Source organism: Tropicimonas sp. IMCC6043 (genome assembly GCF_004146235.1).
Lineage (GTDB): Bacteria > Pseudomonadota > Alphaproteobacteria > Rhodobacterales > Rhodobacteraceae > Tropicimonas.
The window spans coordinates 39,264-53,656 of record NZ_SELO01000006.1; the positions used below are offsets into that span (position 1 = coordinate 39,264).

A 14,393-nucleotide genomic window follows, 5' to 3' on the forward strand; every position below is an offset into this window, starting at 1 on the left:
TGCCCGTTGCCCTGCCTTTCGTCACCGACTAGACGGTCAGAATGGAGAGCGAGCACGCAACAGAGACCCGAAACCGCGCCGTCGATCGCGTTGGCGTGGTGATCGTGGCGGCCGGCCGGGGCTTGCGGGCCGGCGGCTCCGTTCCAAAGCAATTTCAGCCGCTTGCCGGTCGCCCTATGCTGGCCCACACGGTCGAACGGTTCCGTTCCCATCGCCGAGTCGCCGAGCTCGTCGTGGTGCTCAACCCGGCCGACGAAGATCTCGCCGCCGCCTTCCTGCCCGAAGACGTGGTGCGTGCTGCCGGCGGCGCCAGCCGGGATGCCTCCGTCGCCGCCGGGCTCGCCGCGCTCGGCCCCGACATCACGCATGTCCTGATCCAGGACGGCGCCCGCCCGCTCACCCCGGACGCCGTGATCGACGGCGTGCTCGCGGCGCTCGAGAACCATGCCGGCGCAGCGCCGGCGCTTCCGGTGACCGACGCGCTCTGGCGCGGTGCCGACGGACTCGTTGGCGCGCCGACCCCGCGCGACGGCCTTTTTCGCGCCCAGACCCCGCAGGGGTTCGACCTCGCCGCCATCCTCGCTGCCCACGCCGCCCATCCCGGCGCGGCGCATGACGATGTCGAGGTGGCGCTGGCCGCCGGGCTCGACGTGGCGATCACCGAAGGACACGAAGACAATATCAAGGTCACCCTGCTCGGCGATTTCGCCCGGGCCGAGGCGATCCTGTCGAAGGAGGCGCGAATGGATCTGCGCGTTGGAAACGGCTATGACGTGCACCGCTTCGGACCGGGCGACCATGTCGTGCTCTGCGGCGTGAGGGTGCCGCACGGGCGCGGGCTGCAGGGGCATTCGGACGCCGATGTCGGAATGCACGCGATCACCGATGCGATCTATGGCGCGCTCGCGATGGGCGATATCGGACAACACTTCCCGCCCACCGATCCGCGCTGGAAGGGGGCTGCCAGCGAGATCTTCCTGCGCCACGCGGTGGAGCTTGCCGCCAGCAATGGATTCGGTATCGCCAATGTCGATTGCACGCTGGTTTGCGAGCGCCCGAAGATCGGCCCGCATGCGGTGGCGATGCGCGCAGCGCTGGCGGCGATCATGGGGCTGGAGGTCGGCCGCATCTCCGTCAAGGCCACGACATCGGAACGGCTCGGCTTCACCGGGCGCGAAGAGGGGATCGCGGCGCTCGCCACCGCGACGCTGGTGGCGGCATGAGACCGGCAGGCATCGTCGCGACCTTCCTCGGCGTGGGCCTGCTGCGCCCGGCCCCGGGGACCTGGGGATCGGCCGCGGCAATCCCCGTGGCCTATTTTCTCCATCTCAACGGGGGTTTTCCCGCGCTCGCCGTGGGCACATTGATCGCCTTCATCTGCGGGCTCGGCGCCACCGCGCTCTACACCGAGGGACTGGAGGATCCCGACCCGTCCCGCGTCGTCATCGACGAGGTCGTCGGCATGTGGATCGCGCTCTGGCCGCTCTCCTTCGGCCTCTGGCATGCCGGCCTGCCGACCGACATCTTCCCCTATCCCGGCTGGATCGGCGGCTTCCTGATGTTCCGGCTCTTCGACATCTGGAAGCCCTGGCCGGTCTCCTGGGCGGACCGGCTGCACACGCCGCTCGGCGTCATGCTGGACGACGTGATCGCCGGGCTGATGGCCGCTGTCGTGGTGTCCGCCGCGGCTTTCGTGTCCCATACCTACCTGATGGGCTGAGCCATGCTGCGCGGCGTCGCCACCCTCTTCGGTATCGGGACCCTGCCCCTTATCTGCGCCTTCCTCGCTGCGCTGACCGGCCTCGTCGTCGCGCTCGCGCACTACCGCTTTGCCCACTCCCTCAAACCAGAGCTGACTGGCTGGGGCGACGACCTGACCGCCGGCACGCTGGCCGCAATTCTCTTGATTCTCTTGCAATTGCCCGGAGGCATTCCGGCATGACCGAGACGATCGAAGGCCGCGCCCGCATCCTGCTCGACCGCGCCCGCGCAGGCGGTGAGCGCATCGCCACCGCCGAGAGCTGCACCGGCGGGCTGATTGCCGGGGCGATCACCGAGATCCCGGGCTCCTCCAATGTCTTCGACCGCGGGTTCGTCACCTATTCGAACGCGGCAAAGGTCGCGATGCTGGGCGTGTCCGAAGCTACGCTCGCCGCGCATGGCGCGGTTTCCGAGGCGGTCGCGGGCGAGATGGCCGCGGGCGCACTGGCCCGCTCGGAGGCAACGCTGGCCATCGCGGTCACCGGGATCGCCGGGCCAGGCGGCAGCGACGCGAAGCCCGAGGGGCGGGTCTGTTTCGGCCTCGCCCTGCTGGGCCGCGCCGTGGCGACCGAGACGGTGGAGTTCGGCCCGCTCGGCCGCAGCGAAGTGCGAAGGGCGACGGTCGCCCATGCCCTGGACCGGCTGATCACCGCTCTCTAGGGATGGCCCCGGGCCCGTAACCGGCTCAGCCGTTGTTCCAGCGCAGGCCGTTGCCGCGGCCCTGCCCCTGCCCCCGGCCACGGGCATTGCGACCGAAATCGGCGCTCGTCAGCACGCCGTCCCCGTCGCTGTCCATTCGCTGCAACCAGGCCGCGGAGCCAGCCACGTATTCAGTCTTCGAGACGACCCCGTCGCCATTCGCGTCGAGGCCATAGCGCAGCACGCCCTGGTTGGTATTCCGCGCCGCGCCGCGCGGCGTCACAGCTCCGAGCTCAAGGTTCGACAGGACGCCGTCGCCATTTGAATCGTAACCTGCAAAGGCTGTGTCGCGGCCGCTGCGAAGCTCGGTCAGGGTCACCCGGCCGTCTCTGTTGATGTCCCAGCGGTCGAGCGCATAGGCACCCTGGACAAATTGCTGGGCCGAGGCGGCCGTGCCGCCCAGAAGGAGAAGGACGAGTGCGGGACGTGCGATGCGTGAAAGACGGGTCATGGCTGATTCTCCAACAGTCGAATTGCGATATCCCTGATACGCAATATCGCCCGCGTTCCGTCGCATCGCAATGATGGAAAGATCAGCCGTAGAGTGTTTCGGCGCGCTTCTGGAATGCGCCCATGATCTGCCGCTGCGCCTCCGTGAAGAAGACGCCCGCGGTCTTCTGCAGGATGCGGTTCCGAAACTCGAAATCGATGTGGTAGTCCACCTCGCAGCCGGTCTCGATTTCCCGGAAAGTCCATGTCGAGACCAGATGCCGGAACAGCCCCTCCACATTCTCTGAAACGATGGTCTTTTCCGTCCCGTCGCCCTTCATCGTCACCTTCGTGCGGAAGGTCTCCCGAAACACTTTGAACGAGATGACCATGTCCGCGAGTGCCAGTTCCGCATCGCCGACCCGGCGCCGGTCGCGCATGCGGGCCGCCGCCGTCCAGGGCAGGAACTTGGGATAGGATTCGATGTCCGCCACCAGGTCAAACATCTGCTGCGCCGTGTAGGGCATCACGCGTTTGTCGGAAAAGCTGTGCATATGCGGCGATTGGCCCCCGGCTTGGTCTGACGGATCGGCGAAACTTGTCGTAGACTCGGCCCGAAGTTTCAAGCGAAGGCCCACATTTGCGACCGTATGTCATCGACCAGTTGATTTCCGCCAAGGCGATCGCGGCCCGCATCGAGGACCTTGCCCGGGAGATCGAGGCGGAGTTTGCCGGCACGGACAAGCTCATCGTCGTTGGCCTGCTGCGCGGCTCCTTCATCTTCATCGCCGACCTCGTGCGCGAGCTCGACCTGCCGGTGGAAGTCGATTTCCTCGAGGCCTCGTCCTATGGCGACACGATGGAATCGAGCCGGGAGGTGCGCATCCTGAAGGATCTGCGCAGCCAGATTGAGGGTCGCGACGTGCTCGTGGTCGAGGATATCGTCGACACCGGCCACACGATGACCCGCGTCACTGCCTTTCTCGCCGCGCGCAACCCGGCCCGTATGCGCACGATCTGCCTGCTCGACAAGCCGTCGCGCCGCGAGGTCGCCTATCGGGCGGACTGGACCGGATTCGAGATCCCTGACAAGTTCGTCGTCGGCTACGGCATCGATTTTGCACAGCGCAACCGCAACCTCGGCTATATCGGTGCGGTGCGGTTCATCGACGAACCCGCCGTCACCACCGGTCCGATCTGAGCCCGGAAGGACGCGCGGCCCGCACGGGTTCTTGCGCATGAAACGCTGAGTCGAGTCCCCACCCTCGCCGCGGAGCACGGCACTTCTGCTCGCCGTCACCGCCGCCTGTGTGGCGCTCTGTGGGCTCGAACGAGCGGAGCTGCTGCCGAACTGGATGGCCGTCGAGCGGCTTGGCCGCAGCGGCGCGCGATTGCAGCAATTCCGAGAGCGGCACCCGGCCGGTCCGGACGCGCTGCCGCGCCGGCGGGGTCCTGCCGGCAGCCGCGCGGAAGCCTGCCGAGGCGGGGGCCCCTGCCGCTTTGCGCTGCGCCGCGGAAAGGTCTAGGGTCTGCGCCGACAGACGCTCACGATCTGGAAGGAAGAGCCGCCATGGGGCGTGTGCTGACCCTCTTCGTCATTCTGCTGGCCGGGCTCGTCGGGCTGGCGCTCTGGCTGACGCGGCCCGTACCGCTGTCCCCTTCGGAGTTGCCGCAGATCACCGGCGATGCCGAGGCCGGGCGACGGATCTTCCTCGCCGCCGGCTGTGCTTCCTGCCACGGCGATGGCGGCGCCGAGGCGCAGGAACACCCGCTGCTTGCCGGCGGACGGCGCATCGAGACATCTTTCGGTACCTTCGTGACCCCCAATATCTCGACCGATCCGGTGCATGGCATCGGCGCCTACGACCTTGCCGGCCTGGCCTCGGTGCTGACCCGCGGGGTCACGCCCGACGGGCGGCACCTCTACCCCGCGATGCCCTATGCGAGCTATGCACGGATGGAGCTGCAGGACATCGCCGACCTCGGCGCCTTCCTCGACACGCTGCCGGCCTCGGATGCCGACACCGCGCCGCACGAATTGCCACTTGCCTATTCGCTCCGCCGCAGCATCGGGCTCTGGAAGCTTCGCTATCTCGACGACCGTTTCGTTGGCGCCGCGCCAAGCGACATGGTCGAGCGCGGCCGCTACCTCGTCGAGGCGCTCGGCCACTGCGCCGAATGCCACACGCCGCGCGACCGGTTCGGCGGTCTGGACCGGACGCGCTGGATGGCGGGCACCCACGCCGCAGGACAGGTGATCGCGCCGAACATCACGCCGGCCGCGCTCGACTGGGAGATCGACCAGATCGTCTGGTATCTCGAAAGCGGCCATAGCCCGCGCGGCGAGACCGCGAGCCGCGAGATGGAGGAGGTCGTCGCCGGCATCGGCCAGCTTCCGCGCGAGGATCTCGAAGCAATCGCGACCTATCTCAAGGGGCTGGCGCCGATCGAATGAGGCCCGGCGGCGGGTGCTTCGGGCCTTCGGAACGGGACAAAAGAGGGGGGCTGTCACCCGCGCTCTTGAGAGCGCTCCTCCTGAGATTTCTTAAAGCAGAAAAGGCGTCGCCGGTCCGTCTGTTCTCGCGAAACGAGCGCGATCCGCCCCGCCCCGGCGTCACGCCCGGCCGAGCTTTTTCAGCCGTGCCGCCCGGAGCCGTTCGAAATCGTCTCCGGCGTGGTAGCTCGAGCGCGTCAGCGGCGTGGCCGAGACCATCAGGAAGCCCTTGCCATAGGCCGCCTTCTCGTAGGACTTGAACTCCTCCGGCGTGACGAAGCGTTCCACCGCGTGATGCTTCGGCGTCGGCTGGAGATACTGGCCGATTGTCAGGAAATCGACGCCGGCCGAGCGCATGTCGTCCATCACCTGCAAGACGCCCTGACGGTCCTCGCCGAGCCCGACCATGATGCCCGACTTGGTGAACATCGCCGGGTCGATCTCCTTCACCCGCTGCAGCAACCTAAGCGAGTGGAAATAGCGCGCGCCGGGGCGGACCGTGGGGTAGAGGCCGGGGACGGTCTCCAGGTTGTGGTTGAAGACATCCGGTTTTGCCGCAACCACGGTCTCCAGCACCTCGGGGGCGCATTTGAGGAAGTCGGGGGTCAGGATCTCGATGGTTGAGTCGGGCGCGCGGTGGCGGATGGCGCGGATCGTCTGGGCGAAATGCTCCGCCCCGCCATCGGCAAGGTCGTCCCGGTCGACCGAGGTGATGACGACATGCTTGAGCCCGAGTTTGTTCACCGCATCGGCGACGCGGCCCGGCTCGAAGACATCGAGCGCGTCCGGACGGCCCGTCGCGACATTGCAGAAGGTGCAGCCCCGGGTGCAGATCTCGCCCATGATCATCATCGTGGCGTGCCCGCGCGACCAGCATTCGCCGACATTCGGGCAGCCCGCCTCTTCGCAGACCGTCGGCAGCCCATGCTCGCGCATGATCCGGTGCGTGGTGTTATAGCCCTCGCCGCCCGGCGCGCGGACCCGAATCCACTCGGGCTTCTTCGGCTGGGCGTTGTCCGGCCGGTGGGCCTTCTCGGGGTGGCGTTCGCCGGGGATCTTCAGGTCACGCATCGGACAATCTCCTGTTCGGCGGATGCTCTGGCGCCGTTTCTCCATCCTAACACCAGAAACGGCCGCCGGGTGCAATGCATGGTCGGGTTGTCCCATGTGCAAGGACCAAGCACGCCCCAAGACGACGCGCCGGCGCGATCCTGCGCCCGGAGGTCACCTTTCGCATGTCCCGCTTGCGACCTACGATAGACCGAGTTCGGTAGGCGGCAAGGAGAGACCTGGGTCTTTCCGGTGGGTCTATCGGAGCGATCCCGCGGCCCCCGATGGAGACCCACGATGACGCGTTCGACCACACTCCTTGCCTCTTCCCTCCTCGCCGCACTCGCCGTCCCGGCTGTGGGGGAAGAACTGAAATACGCCAACGACACCGGCGGATCCGTTACCTTCCACGGCCAGCTCAGCCCGGCCTATCTCAGCTTTGACGATGGCGTGAAGACCTACGACAACCTCGTCGACAACGCGCATTCCAACAGTCGGGTCGGATTCAACCTCGACCAGGTGTTCAACAACGGCTCCCGGCTTCGGTTCAAGTTCGAAGCTGCTCTCGGCGCGCCGCAGTCGAGCAATTTCAGCCAGGATGTCGAACCGATCTGGGAATGGGACAAGACCGACATCCGGAAGGCCGAAATGATCTATTCCGGCAACTTCGGCACGATCTATATCGGTCAGGGCAGCATGGCCACCGATGGTGTCGGCAAGCACGACCTGTCCGGGACGACGATGGCCAGCAGCGTCACCACCAATGACACGGCCGGATCCTACTTCTGGCGGCTGAGCGATGGCACGCTGTCAGATATCGCGCTCAAAAACGTCTACAGCAATTTCGACGGCAGCCGGAAGGGCCGCATCCGCTACGACACGCCGGATTGGAACGGTCTGGTCTTTGCCGCATCCTATGGCACCGACATCCTGCAGGATTACGGCGACACCGACTACTGGGACGTCGCGATGTATTACAGCGCCGAGATCGGCGACATGGAATACGCCGCCGGCCTCGGCTATGGATGGTCGCAGCCGAGCGGGGGCGGCGACACATCGGAACGCTGGGCCGGCTCCTTCTCCGCGCTGCACCGTCCCACGGGTCTGAACGGCACGCTCGCCACCGGCGCGCAGATCGACGGCGGCAGCTATGTCTACGGCAAGGCCGGCTGGATCGCCGATCTCTGGTCCGGCGGCGCCTCCGCCTTCTCGGTCGACTATTACGGCGGCAATGACTTCGTCACCGACGGATCGACATCGACGCAGTGGGGCGTGCAGGCGGAGCAGTATTTCGACGACTGGAACCTGGAAGCCTATGTTGGCTATGCCGCCTATTCCTTCGAGGACGACGTCGCGCGCTATAAGGACGCAAGCTCGCTGCTGGCTGGACTCCGCTGGAGTTTCTGAGCCTGTCCCTATTTGTGGCCGCTTGGCGCAGATTTCGGCCGATCGGTCCGGAAAATGGTTGCCTTGGACGGCAGACCACCGAGGCCGGGGAAGAAGGCGCACCCGTGTCCGGCCGCGGAGCGGCGCCCTGACGGCCATAACTCCGCGCCATGGTTCCGAGCTCGAACGGTCGTTTCAGGCCGGCAGGGCCTCGCGCCGCGCCGCACGGACATGATGGGCGATGCTGTCGAAATGCTTGTCCCATGTGCCGCAGCACCCGCCCCAGATGTCGATCCGTGGATACCGCCGGGCGAGATCCCCCATCATCCTGCCGAGTTCTTCGGGGTCGCCCTCTTCGATATGGCCGAGCTGGCAGAGCGAGACCTTGTCCATCTTGGCGGCGTTCGGGCGCAGCGACCGGATGCGGGAGGTCCAGTCGCCCCGCTCAAGCGCCGGCTCGAACTCGACCGGATGCGAGCAGTTGATGCCGTAGGAATCGGGGCGCGCCGGACCGGCCTCGGAATCCGTGGCCTCCACCGCCTCCCGGAGGCTTGGCCCTGACTTTAGGCGGTGCGTGCTGTCGAGCGTGAAGGAGAGGTTCACCGGCAGGCCCACTGCCGCTGCCGCGCGGCTGATGCCGACGGCCTCGGGGACGTTGTTGATCGTCGCGGCCCAGACGAGATCGACGCCGCATTCCTTCAGCGCCTCCATCTGGGTCGCGTGGTATTCCTCGGCCGCCTCTGCCGTTATGTCCCGGTTAAGCGCATAGGCGTCGCCGCGCGGACCGACGCAGCCGGCGAATGCCACTCGGGGCAGTCTGTCCACATAAGGGCGCGCGACGTCGCGGAGGAAATCGATGCACTTGGCCTGCATTTCGCGCAGGCCGGCGGCGGAATAGCCGAGCTTCTCGCCCCAGTCCGGACTTGCGCGATAGTCGAAACCGGACAGCAGCGCCGCGAACCCGTGGCGCGCGGCGACATCGAGATAGCGGCGATACATGTCTTTCAGGTCGGCGACGGCCTCCGGCTTGTCCATCAGTTCGAACATGGCGAATTCGCGAAGCGCGTGACCATGGCGATACATGATCTCCGTCTCGACGCCCCCCTCCGCCAGATAAAGCAGCCCCTCTTCGCGGGGAAACGTGGTCCTCTCGCCGGTCATGCCGCCCTCCCATGTTCGCGCAACCGGTTCGAGTGTAGCACACGACCTCCGAATCCGAAGTTCGGGTTGCCGCTCGGCCCGCGCAGGGGCGACCGGTCACATGAAAGCGTCCAGCTCGGCTGCCTTGCGTTCCGCGACGAAGGCGTCGAGCGCCTCGCGCAACGCGGGATCCATCTGGGGCGCCTGATAGTCGCCGAGAAGCTTGTCGACACGCACCGCGGCCAGCGCCACGGTGTCCCGCGCGCCCTCCTCTTCCCAGGTCTCGAAGGGCTTGTAGTCGAACAACTCGGATCGCCAGAACGCGTCCTTGAAATTCCGCTGAGTGTGGCCGCAGCCAAGGTAATGCCCGCCCGGCCCGACCTCGCGGATCGCATCCATCGCCTGCGCCTCCGCATCGACCGCCACGCCGCCCGCGAGCTTGTGCAGCGTCCCGAGCTGATCGGCATCCATGACGTATTTCTCGAAGGAGGCGACCAGCCCGCCCTCGAGCCAGCCGCAGGCGTGGAGCATGAAATTCACCCCCGCCATCAGCCCCATGTTCAGCGAATTCGCTGCCTCGTAGGCGGCCTGGGCATCCGGCAGCTTCGAGCCGGTGAAGGCCCCCGCCGAGCGGTAGGGCAGCCCGAGGCGGCGGGCGAGCTGACCCGCCCCATAGGTGATCTGCGCCGCCTCCGGTGTGCCGAAGGTGGGAGCGCCGGAATTCATGTCGATCGAGGTGACGAATGCGCCGAAGATCACCGGCGCGCCCGGCCGCACGAGCTGGCTATAGGCGACGCCCGCCAGCACCTCGGCCAGCACCTGGGTCAGCGTGCCGGCGACGGAGACCGGCGCCATCGCGCCACCGACGATGAAGGGCGAGATGATGCAGGCCTGGTTCGCCGCCGCATAGACCTCGAGCGCGCCCATCATCGTCGAGTCGAAAGTGAGCGGCGAGTTGATGTTGATGAGCGAGGTCATCACCGTGCGTCCGTCAAGACCACCGAACAGGATCTCCGACATCGCCACCGAATCGCGCGCCCGCGACGGCTCCGTCACCGAGCCCATATAGGGCTTGTCCGAGAGCGTCATATGGGCGTGCAGCATGTCCAGATGGCGCTTGTTGACCGGCACGTCCGTTGGTTCGCAGACCGTTCCGCCGGAATGGTGCAGCCATTTCGACATCTGCCCGAGCTTCACGAACTTGCGGAAATCCTCGATCGTCGCATAGCGCCGTCCGCCCAGGGAATCCTGCACGAAGGGGGGACCGTAGACCGGCGCGAAGACGAGGTTGCGGCCGCCGATGCTGACCGAGCGCTCCGGGTTTCGGGCGTGCTGGGTGAACTCGGCCGGCGCCGTGGCGCAGAGCTTGCGCGCCAGCCCGCGCGGGATCCGCACCCGCTCGCCTTCGACATCCGCACCGGCCTCCTTCCATCGCACGAGCGCGTCCGGGTTCTCGACAAAGGCCACGCCGATCTCTTCCAGCACAGTCTCGGCATTGGCCTCGATGATCTCCAGCGCCTCGGAATCGAGCAGATCGAGATTGGGAATCCGCCGCTCGATGTATTTCGCGCATTCGATCCTGAGCGCCGTCCGTTCGGCGCGCCGCGCCGCCCCGCCGCCACCGCGCCGTCGCGATCCCGCTTCCGCCATGTCTTGCACCTCGCATCGTCTTCGTTCCGAAGGAATATCCTGCCGGGACGTACGGCCCGCAGCCTTTTGCGGCACGCACGGGGCGAAAGCGACATCTTGCAGGCCCTCTGCGTCCCCTGCCGAAGATTTCCTCAATGAGAGCCAATGGAAGACGAGGACCTGCCTCCCTCTCTCAGCCCACTTGCGCCGCGCCCCGGAGCTATCTACTCAGGCGCCATGACCAGCCAGACCCATGACCGCCTCCTGATCGTCGATTTCGGCTCCCAGGTGACCCAGCTCATCGCCCGCCGCTTGCGGGAGCTGAACGTCTATTGCGAGATCCACCCCTACCAGAACGTCGACGCCGCTTTCCTGCGCGCGATGGCGCCGAAGGCGGTGATCCTCTCCGGCGGCCCGGACAGCGTGACGCGCGAGGGCTCTCCTCGCGCGCCGCAGGAGCTCTTCGAGATGGGCCTGCCGGTGCTCGGTATCTGCTACGGACAGCAGACGATGATGACCCAGCTCGGCGGCCGGGTCGAATCGGGCCACGGCACCGCCGAGTTCGGCCGCGCCTATGTCACGCCTTCGGAAGCGAAGCTCGACATCCTCGAGGGCTGGTTCGCCGAGGGGCGCGAGCAGGTCTGGATGTCCCACGGAGACCACGTCGCCGAGATCGCGCCGGGATTCGAGGTCTTCGGCACCTCCCCCGGCGCCCCCTTCGCCATCACCGCCGATCCGAAACGCCATTTCTACGCGGTGCAGTTCCACCCCGAGGTGCACCACACGCCGAATGGCGCCCTGCTCTATGAGAATTTCGTCAAGCTCGCCGGTTTCAAGGGCGACTGGACCATGGGCGCCTATCGCGAGGAGGCGATCGAGAGGATCCGCGAACAGGTCGGTGACAGGCGCGTGATCTGCGGCCTCTCCGGCGGCGTCGACAGCTCGGTGACCGCGATCCTGCTGCACGAGGCGATCGGCGACCAGCTCACCTGCGTCTTCGTCGACCACGGGTTGCTCAGGAAGAACGAGGCGCAGGAAGTCGTCTCGATGTTCCGCGACAATTACAACATCCAGCTCATCCACGCCGACGAAAGCGCCCTCTTCCTCGGCGAGCTCGAGGGCGTGAGCGACCCCGAGCAGAAGCGCAAGACCATCGGCCGGCTCTTCATCGACGTCTTCCAGAAGCATGCTGACTCCATCGAGGGCGCCGAGTTCCTCGCCCAGGGCACGCTTTACCCGGACGTGATCGAATCCGTCTCTTTCTCCGGCGGTCCCTCGGTCACCATCAAGTCGCACCACAATGTCGGCGGCCTGCCCGAGAAGATGGGCCTCAAGCTGGTCGAACCGCTGCGCGAGCTCTTCAAGGACGAGGTGCGCGCGCTCGGACGCGAACTCGGCCTGCCCCAGAGTTTCATCGGCCGCCATCCCTTCCCGGGCCCCGGCCTCGCGATCCGCTGCCCCGGCGAGATCACCGCCGAGAAGCTTGCCATCCTGCGCGAAGCCGACGCGGTCTATATCGACCAGATCCGCAAGCACGGCCTCTATGACGAGATCTGGCAGGCCTTCGTCGCCATCCTGCCGGTCCGGACCGTCGGCGTGATGGGCGACGGGCGGACCTATGACTATGCCTGCGCGCTGCGCGCGGTGACCAGCGTGGACGGCATGACGGCCGACTACTATCCGTTCAGTCACGACTTCCTTGGCGAGACCGCCACGCGCATTATCAACGAAGTACGCGGCATCAACCGGGTCACCTACGACGTCACCTCGAAGCCGCCGGGAACGATCGAATGGGAGTGATCCTCGCCGGCCCTTTGGACGCTCCGGAGGTGCGGACCGCTGAAGCGATCCGGCACTATTTCGAAATCACGGACGATAGATGAGCGACGCGTCGCAAATTCCTCATTTCGTGTATTTTTTCGACGACGACTTCGCACCCTGCACGCTCGTCTCCCTGCGCTCTGTGTTGAGCCGCCTCGCCGGAGACGCACGGGTCAGCCTGCATCCGACCTTCGAGAGTGACAACCTGCGGCAGGACGTTGCCAGCCTTGCCCACGCCTTTCCCGAGAGCGACATCGCGCTGCGCGAGGTCGATCTTACGCCCTGGCGGCATCTGCCACGCGGCCGCCTCCCGCTCGCCGCGCGCGCGCGATTGCTTCTGCCGGACATCCATTCCGGCCGGGTGCTCTACCTTGACGGCGACGCGCTCGCCCGTCGCGACCTGACGCCGCTCTGGCGGGTCGACCTCGGGGACAAATGCATCGGCGCGGCGCTGGCGCCTGGTGTGCAGGCGATCCTCGAGCGATACGCGAACTCTCGATCACAACCCGCCAGGAAAGCTGGAGAAAAGACGCTCGAGCGCGGAAGGAGGCTGGATGGCATCGACATGCAGCGCTACTTCAATTCCGGTGTCATGGTTCTGGATCTCGACGCGATCCACGCCAAGGGTCTCGCCGAACGGATGATGGATATCGAGGCGACGGCCGCCTACACCTCGCGCGACCAGGACTGGCTCAACATGGTCTTCCGCAACGAGACTCAGGTCCTCGATCCGACCTGGAATTCCGGCTGGGGCAATCCGCGCACGGCGAAACGCTACGTCTCGCCAGACCTGCGTGCGCGGTTTCGCGAAAGCCGTGAGGATCCGGCGATAATCCATTATACCGGCTTCGAAAAACCATGGTCGGCACCACGCCCGCCATTCCGCCTGCACCTGCTGACGAAGCCGCTCGAACGCCGCCTCCGGGCGCGCTACTGGGCCGAGTTCCAGACCGAGCGCGCCGCCACCGAGGCGCTGCTCGGCCACCCGCTCTGGCCATGAACGACGCCCAGCCGCTCCGTGCCGCGGCCTGGATGGCAGGCGCCATTTCGTCCTTCTCGTTGATGGCGGTGGCCGGGCGGGCGGTTTCGCTCGATCACGACACGTTCGAGATCCTGTTCTACCGCTCCATCGTCAGCTTCCTGATCGTCCTCGCGGTCGGCAGCGCCACCGGCGCGATCTCCCAGGTCAGCACGCGCAACCTCAGGCTGCACCTGGTGCGCAACCTCTGCCATTTCACCGGCCAGAATCTCTGGTTCTTCGCCCTTGCCCTGATCCCGCTGGCTCAGGTCATTGCGCTCGAATTCACCTCGCCGATCTGGGTGGCGCTGCTGGCGCCGCTGGTGCTTGGCGAGCGGCTCACGCGCCGGAGCGCGCTGGCGGCCCTTGTCGGCTTTGCCGGCGTGCTCATCGTTGTGCGGCCGCAGGTCGGCGGGCTATCGCCGGCGATGCTGGCGGCGGCGGCCTCGGCCATCGGCTTCGCAGGCTCGGCGCTCTTTACCCGCAAGCTCACCCGCGACGCCACGATCACCTGCATCATGTTCTGGCTGACGCTCATGCAGGCCGTCATGGGGCTGATCTGTGCCGGGATCGACGGAGACATTGCGATTCCTTCGGCGGCGGCCCTTCCCTGGCTGGCGCTGATCGGCCTCACCGGACTCTCGGCGCATTTCTGCCTCTCCTCGGCGCTCGCGCTGGCGCCGGCCGGAATCGTCATGCCGATGGATTTCCTCCGCCTGCCGGTCCTCGCTGTGATCGGCCTGCTGGTCTATGGCGAACCGCTCGATACGCTCGTCATCCTCGGCGCGGCAGTGATCTTTGCTGCCAACTGGATGAACCTGCGGCCCGCCCGCCTGCCCCAAGGCGTCGAGACCGCTCGAAGCGGTGCAAAATAGTAACCCGTTCGAAATTAATTTCGGCGATTTACGACATGTCCATGGGGTGCGCGCAACATATCGGGGATACAGCGGCTCGGAAATGCGTGCC

15 protein-coding genes are annotated in these 14,393 nt (G+C 66.5%); 10 read left to right on the forward strand and 5 right to left on the reverse strand.

Features of this window, described 5'->3' with window-relative positions; genetic code table 11:
- The first annotated feature begins 41 nt into the window (after window positions 1–41).
- From EU800_RS08385 to EU800_RS08400, 4 genes are read left to right on the forward strand one after another with little or no spacing between them, the layout of a single operon-like run.
- Window positions 42–1,223, forward strand: a complete 1,182-nt coding sequence (locus tag EU800_RS08385; RefSeq protein WP_129630527.1) for a bifunctional 2-C-methyl-D-erythritol 4-phosphate cytidylyltransferase/2-C-methyl-D-erythritol 2,4-cyclodiphosphate synthase — start codon at window positions 42–44, stop codon at window positions 1,221–1,223.
- Entirely contained in the window at window positions 1,220–1,720 is a 501-nt protein-coding gene (locus tag EU800_RS08390) for a phosphatidylglycerophosphatase A (RefSeq protein ID WP_129630529.1), read from the forward strand. The genes EU800_RS08385 and EU800_RS08390 overlap by 4 nt, the downstream gene beginning before the upstream one ends.
- Window positions 1,721–1,723: 3 nt before the next feature.
- On the forward strand, window positions 1,724–1,942 hold the full coding sequence (locus EU800_RS08395) for a hypothetical protein (RefSeq protein WP_129630531.1): 219 nt from the start codon (window positions 1,724–1,726) through the stop codon (window positions 1,940–1,942).
- Window positions 1,939–2,421, forward strand: a complete 483-nt coding sequence (locus EU800_RS08400) for a CinA family protein (protein WP_129630533.1) — start codon at window positions 1,939–1,941, stop codon at window positions 2,419–2,421. The genes EU800_RS08395 and EU800_RS08400 overlap by 4 nt, the downstream gene beginning before the upstream one ends.
- 25 nt (window positions 2,422–2,446) lie before the next feature.
- Here the strand turns inward: EU800_RS08400 and EU800_RS08405 are convergent, their stop codons facing one another.
- Together EU800_RS08405 and EU800_RS08410 are read right to left on the reverse strand one after the other, a co-directional pair.
- The gene (locus EU800_RS08405) at window positions 2,447–2,911 is read right to left on the reverse strand and encodes an EF-hand domain-containing protein (protein WP_165354596.1); all 465 of its coding nucleotides are present in this window, start codon (window positions 2,909–2,911) and stop codon (window positions 2,447–2,449) included.
- An 82-nt stretch (window positions 2,912–2,993) separates the two neighbouring features.
- A complete protein-coding gene (locus EU800_RS08410) occupies window positions 2,994–3,443 on the reverse strand; it encodes a type II toxin-antitoxin system RatA family toxin (RefSeq protein WP_129630537.1) in 450 nt (149 codons plus the stop codon).
- A gap of 86 nt (window positions 3,444–3,529) precedes the next feature.
- Here EU800_RS08410 and hpt point away from each other — a divergent pair, with 86 nt between their 5' ends.
- Window positions 3,530–4,090: a hypoxanthine phosphoribosyltransferase gene (gene hpt / locus EU800_RS08415; RefSeq protein WP_129630539.1), complete on the forward strand. Its 561-nt coding sequence runs from the start codon at window positions 3,530–3,532 to the stop codon at window positions 4,088–4,090.
- Between the two features lie 369 nt (window positions 4,091–4,459).
- On the forward strand, window positions 4,460–5,344 hold the full coding sequence (locus EU800_RS08420; protein ID WP_129630541.1) for a cytochrome c: 885 nt from the start codon (window positions 4,460–4,462) through the stop codon (window positions 5,342–5,344).
- Window positions 5,345–5,503: 159 nt separating this feature from the next.
- Here EU800_RS08420 and lipA read toward each other — a convergent pair whose 3' ends face one another.
- On the reverse strand, window positions 5,504–6,454 hold the full coding sequence (gene lipA / locus EU800_RS08425) for a lipoyl synthase (RefSeq protein ID WP_129630543.1): 951 nt from the start codon (window positions 6,452–6,454) through the stop codon (window positions 5,504–5,506).
- A gap of 276 nt (window positions 6,455–6,730) precedes the next feature.
- On the opposite strand from lipA, the gene EU800_RS08430 reads away from it, so the two are divergent.
- Entirely contained in the window at window positions 6,731–7,840 is a 1,110-nt protein-coding gene (locus EU800_RS08430; RefSeq protein WP_129630544.1) for a porin, read from the forward strand.
- 174 nt (window positions 7,841–8,014) lie between these two features.
- On the opposite strand, the gene EU800_RS08435 is transcribed toward EU800_RS08430, so the two are convergent.
- The gene (locus EU800_RS08435; RefSeq protein WP_129630546.1) at window positions 8,015–8,980 is read right to left on the reverse strand and encodes a homocysteine S-methyltransferase family protein; all 966 of its coding nucleotides are present in this window, start codon (window positions 8,978–8,980) and stop codon (window positions 8,015–8,017) included.
- Window positions 8,981–9,076: 96 nt separating this feature from the next.
- On the reverse strand, window positions 9,077–10,609 hold the full coding sequence (locus EU800_RS08440; RefSeq protein WP_129630548.1) for a trimethylamine methyltransferase family protein: 1,533 nt from the start codon (window positions 10,607–10,609) through the stop codon (window positions 9,077–9,079).
- Between the two features lie 216 nt (window positions 10,610–10,825).
- Here EU800_RS08440 and guaA point away from each other — a divergent pair, with 216 nt between their 5' ends.
- The 3 genes from guaA to EU800_RS08455 all read left to right on the forward strand — a co-directional run bounded on the left by guaA (window position 10,826) and on the right by EU800_RS08455 (window position 14,302).
- Window positions 10,826–12,388, forward strand: a complete 1,563-nt coding sequence (gene guaA, locus EU800_RS08445) for a glutamine-hydrolyzing GMP synthase (protein ID WP_129630808.1) — start codon at window positions 10,826–10,828, stop codon at window positions 12,386–12,388.
- 79 nt (window positions 12,389–12,467) lie between these two features.
- Entirely contained in the window at window positions 12,468–13,409 is a 942-nt protein-coding gene (locus EU800_RS08450) for a glycosyltransferase family 8 protein (RefSeq protein WP_129630550.1), read from the forward strand.
- The gene (locus tag EU800_RS08455) at window positions 13,406–14,302 is read left to right on the forward strand and encodes a DMT family transporter (RefSeq protein WP_129630552.1); all 897 of its coding nucleotides are present in this window, start codon (window positions 13,406–13,408) and stop codon (window positions 14,300–14,302) included. Before EU800_RS08450 ends, EU800_RS08455 begins: the two co-directional genes overlap by 4 nt.
- Window positions 14,303–14,393: the final 91 nt, after the last annotated feature.

Excerpts from the sequence above, each read along its gene's own strand:
- EU800_RS08385 (WP_129630527.1), top strand. The coding sequence starts at position 42 with ATGGAGAGCGAGCACGCAACAGAGACCCGAAACCGCGCCGTCGATCGC.
- EU800_RS08390 (WP_129630529.1), top strand. The coding sequence starts at position 1,220 with ATGAGACCGGCAGGCATCGTCGCGACCTTCCTCGGCGTGGGCCTGCTG.
- EU800_RS08395 (WP_129630531.1), top strand. The coding sequence starts at position 1,724 with ATGCTGCGCGGCGTCGCCACCCTCTTCGGTATCGGGACCCTGCCCCTT.
- EU800_RS08400 (WP_129630533.1), top strand. The coding sequence starts at position 1,939 with ATGACCGAGACGATCGAAGGCCGCGCCCGCATCCTGCTCGACCGCGCC.
- EU800_RS08405 (WP_165354596.1), bottom strand. The coding sequence starts at position 2,911 with ATGACCCGTCTTTCACGCATCGCACGTCCCGCACTCGTCCTTCTCCTT.
- EU800_RS08410 (WP_129630537.1), bottom strand. The coding sequence starts at position 3,443 with ATGCACAGCTTTTCCGACAAACGCGTGATGCCCTACACGGCGCAGCAG.
- EU800_RS08420 (WP_129630541.1), top strand. The coding sequence starts at position 4,460 with ATGGGGCGTGTGCTGACCCTCTTCGTCATTCTGCTGGCCGGGCTCGTC.
- lipA (WP_129630543.1), bottom strand. The coding sequence starts at position 6,454 with ATGCGTGACCTGAAGATCCCCGGCGAACGCCACCCCGAGAAGGCCCAC.
- EU800_RS08430 (WP_129630544.1), top strand. The coding sequence starts at position 6,731 with ATGACGCGTTCGACCACACTCCTTGCCTCTTCCCTCCTCGCCGCACTC.
- EU800_RS08435 (WP_129630546.1), bottom strand. The coding sequence starts at position 8,980 with ATGACCGGCGAGAGGACCACGTTTCCCCGCGAAGAGGGGCTGCTTTAT.
- EU800_RS08440 (WP_129630548.1), bottom strand. The coding sequence starts at position 10,609 with ATGGCGGAAGCGGGATCGCGACGGCGCGGTGGCGGCGGGGCGGCGCGG.
- guaA (WP_129630808.1), top strand. The coding sequence starts at position 10,826 with ATGACCAGCCAGACCCATGACCGCCTCCTGATCGTCGATTTCGGCTCC.
- EU800_RS08450 (WP_129630550.1), top strand. The coding sequence starts at position 12,468 with ATGAGCGACGCGTCGCAAATTCCTCATTTCGTGTATTTTTTCGACGAC.
- EU800_RS08455 (WP_129630552.1), top strand. The coding sequence starts at position 13,406 with ATGAACGACGCCCAGCCGCTCCGTGCCGCGGCCTGGATGGCAGGCGCC.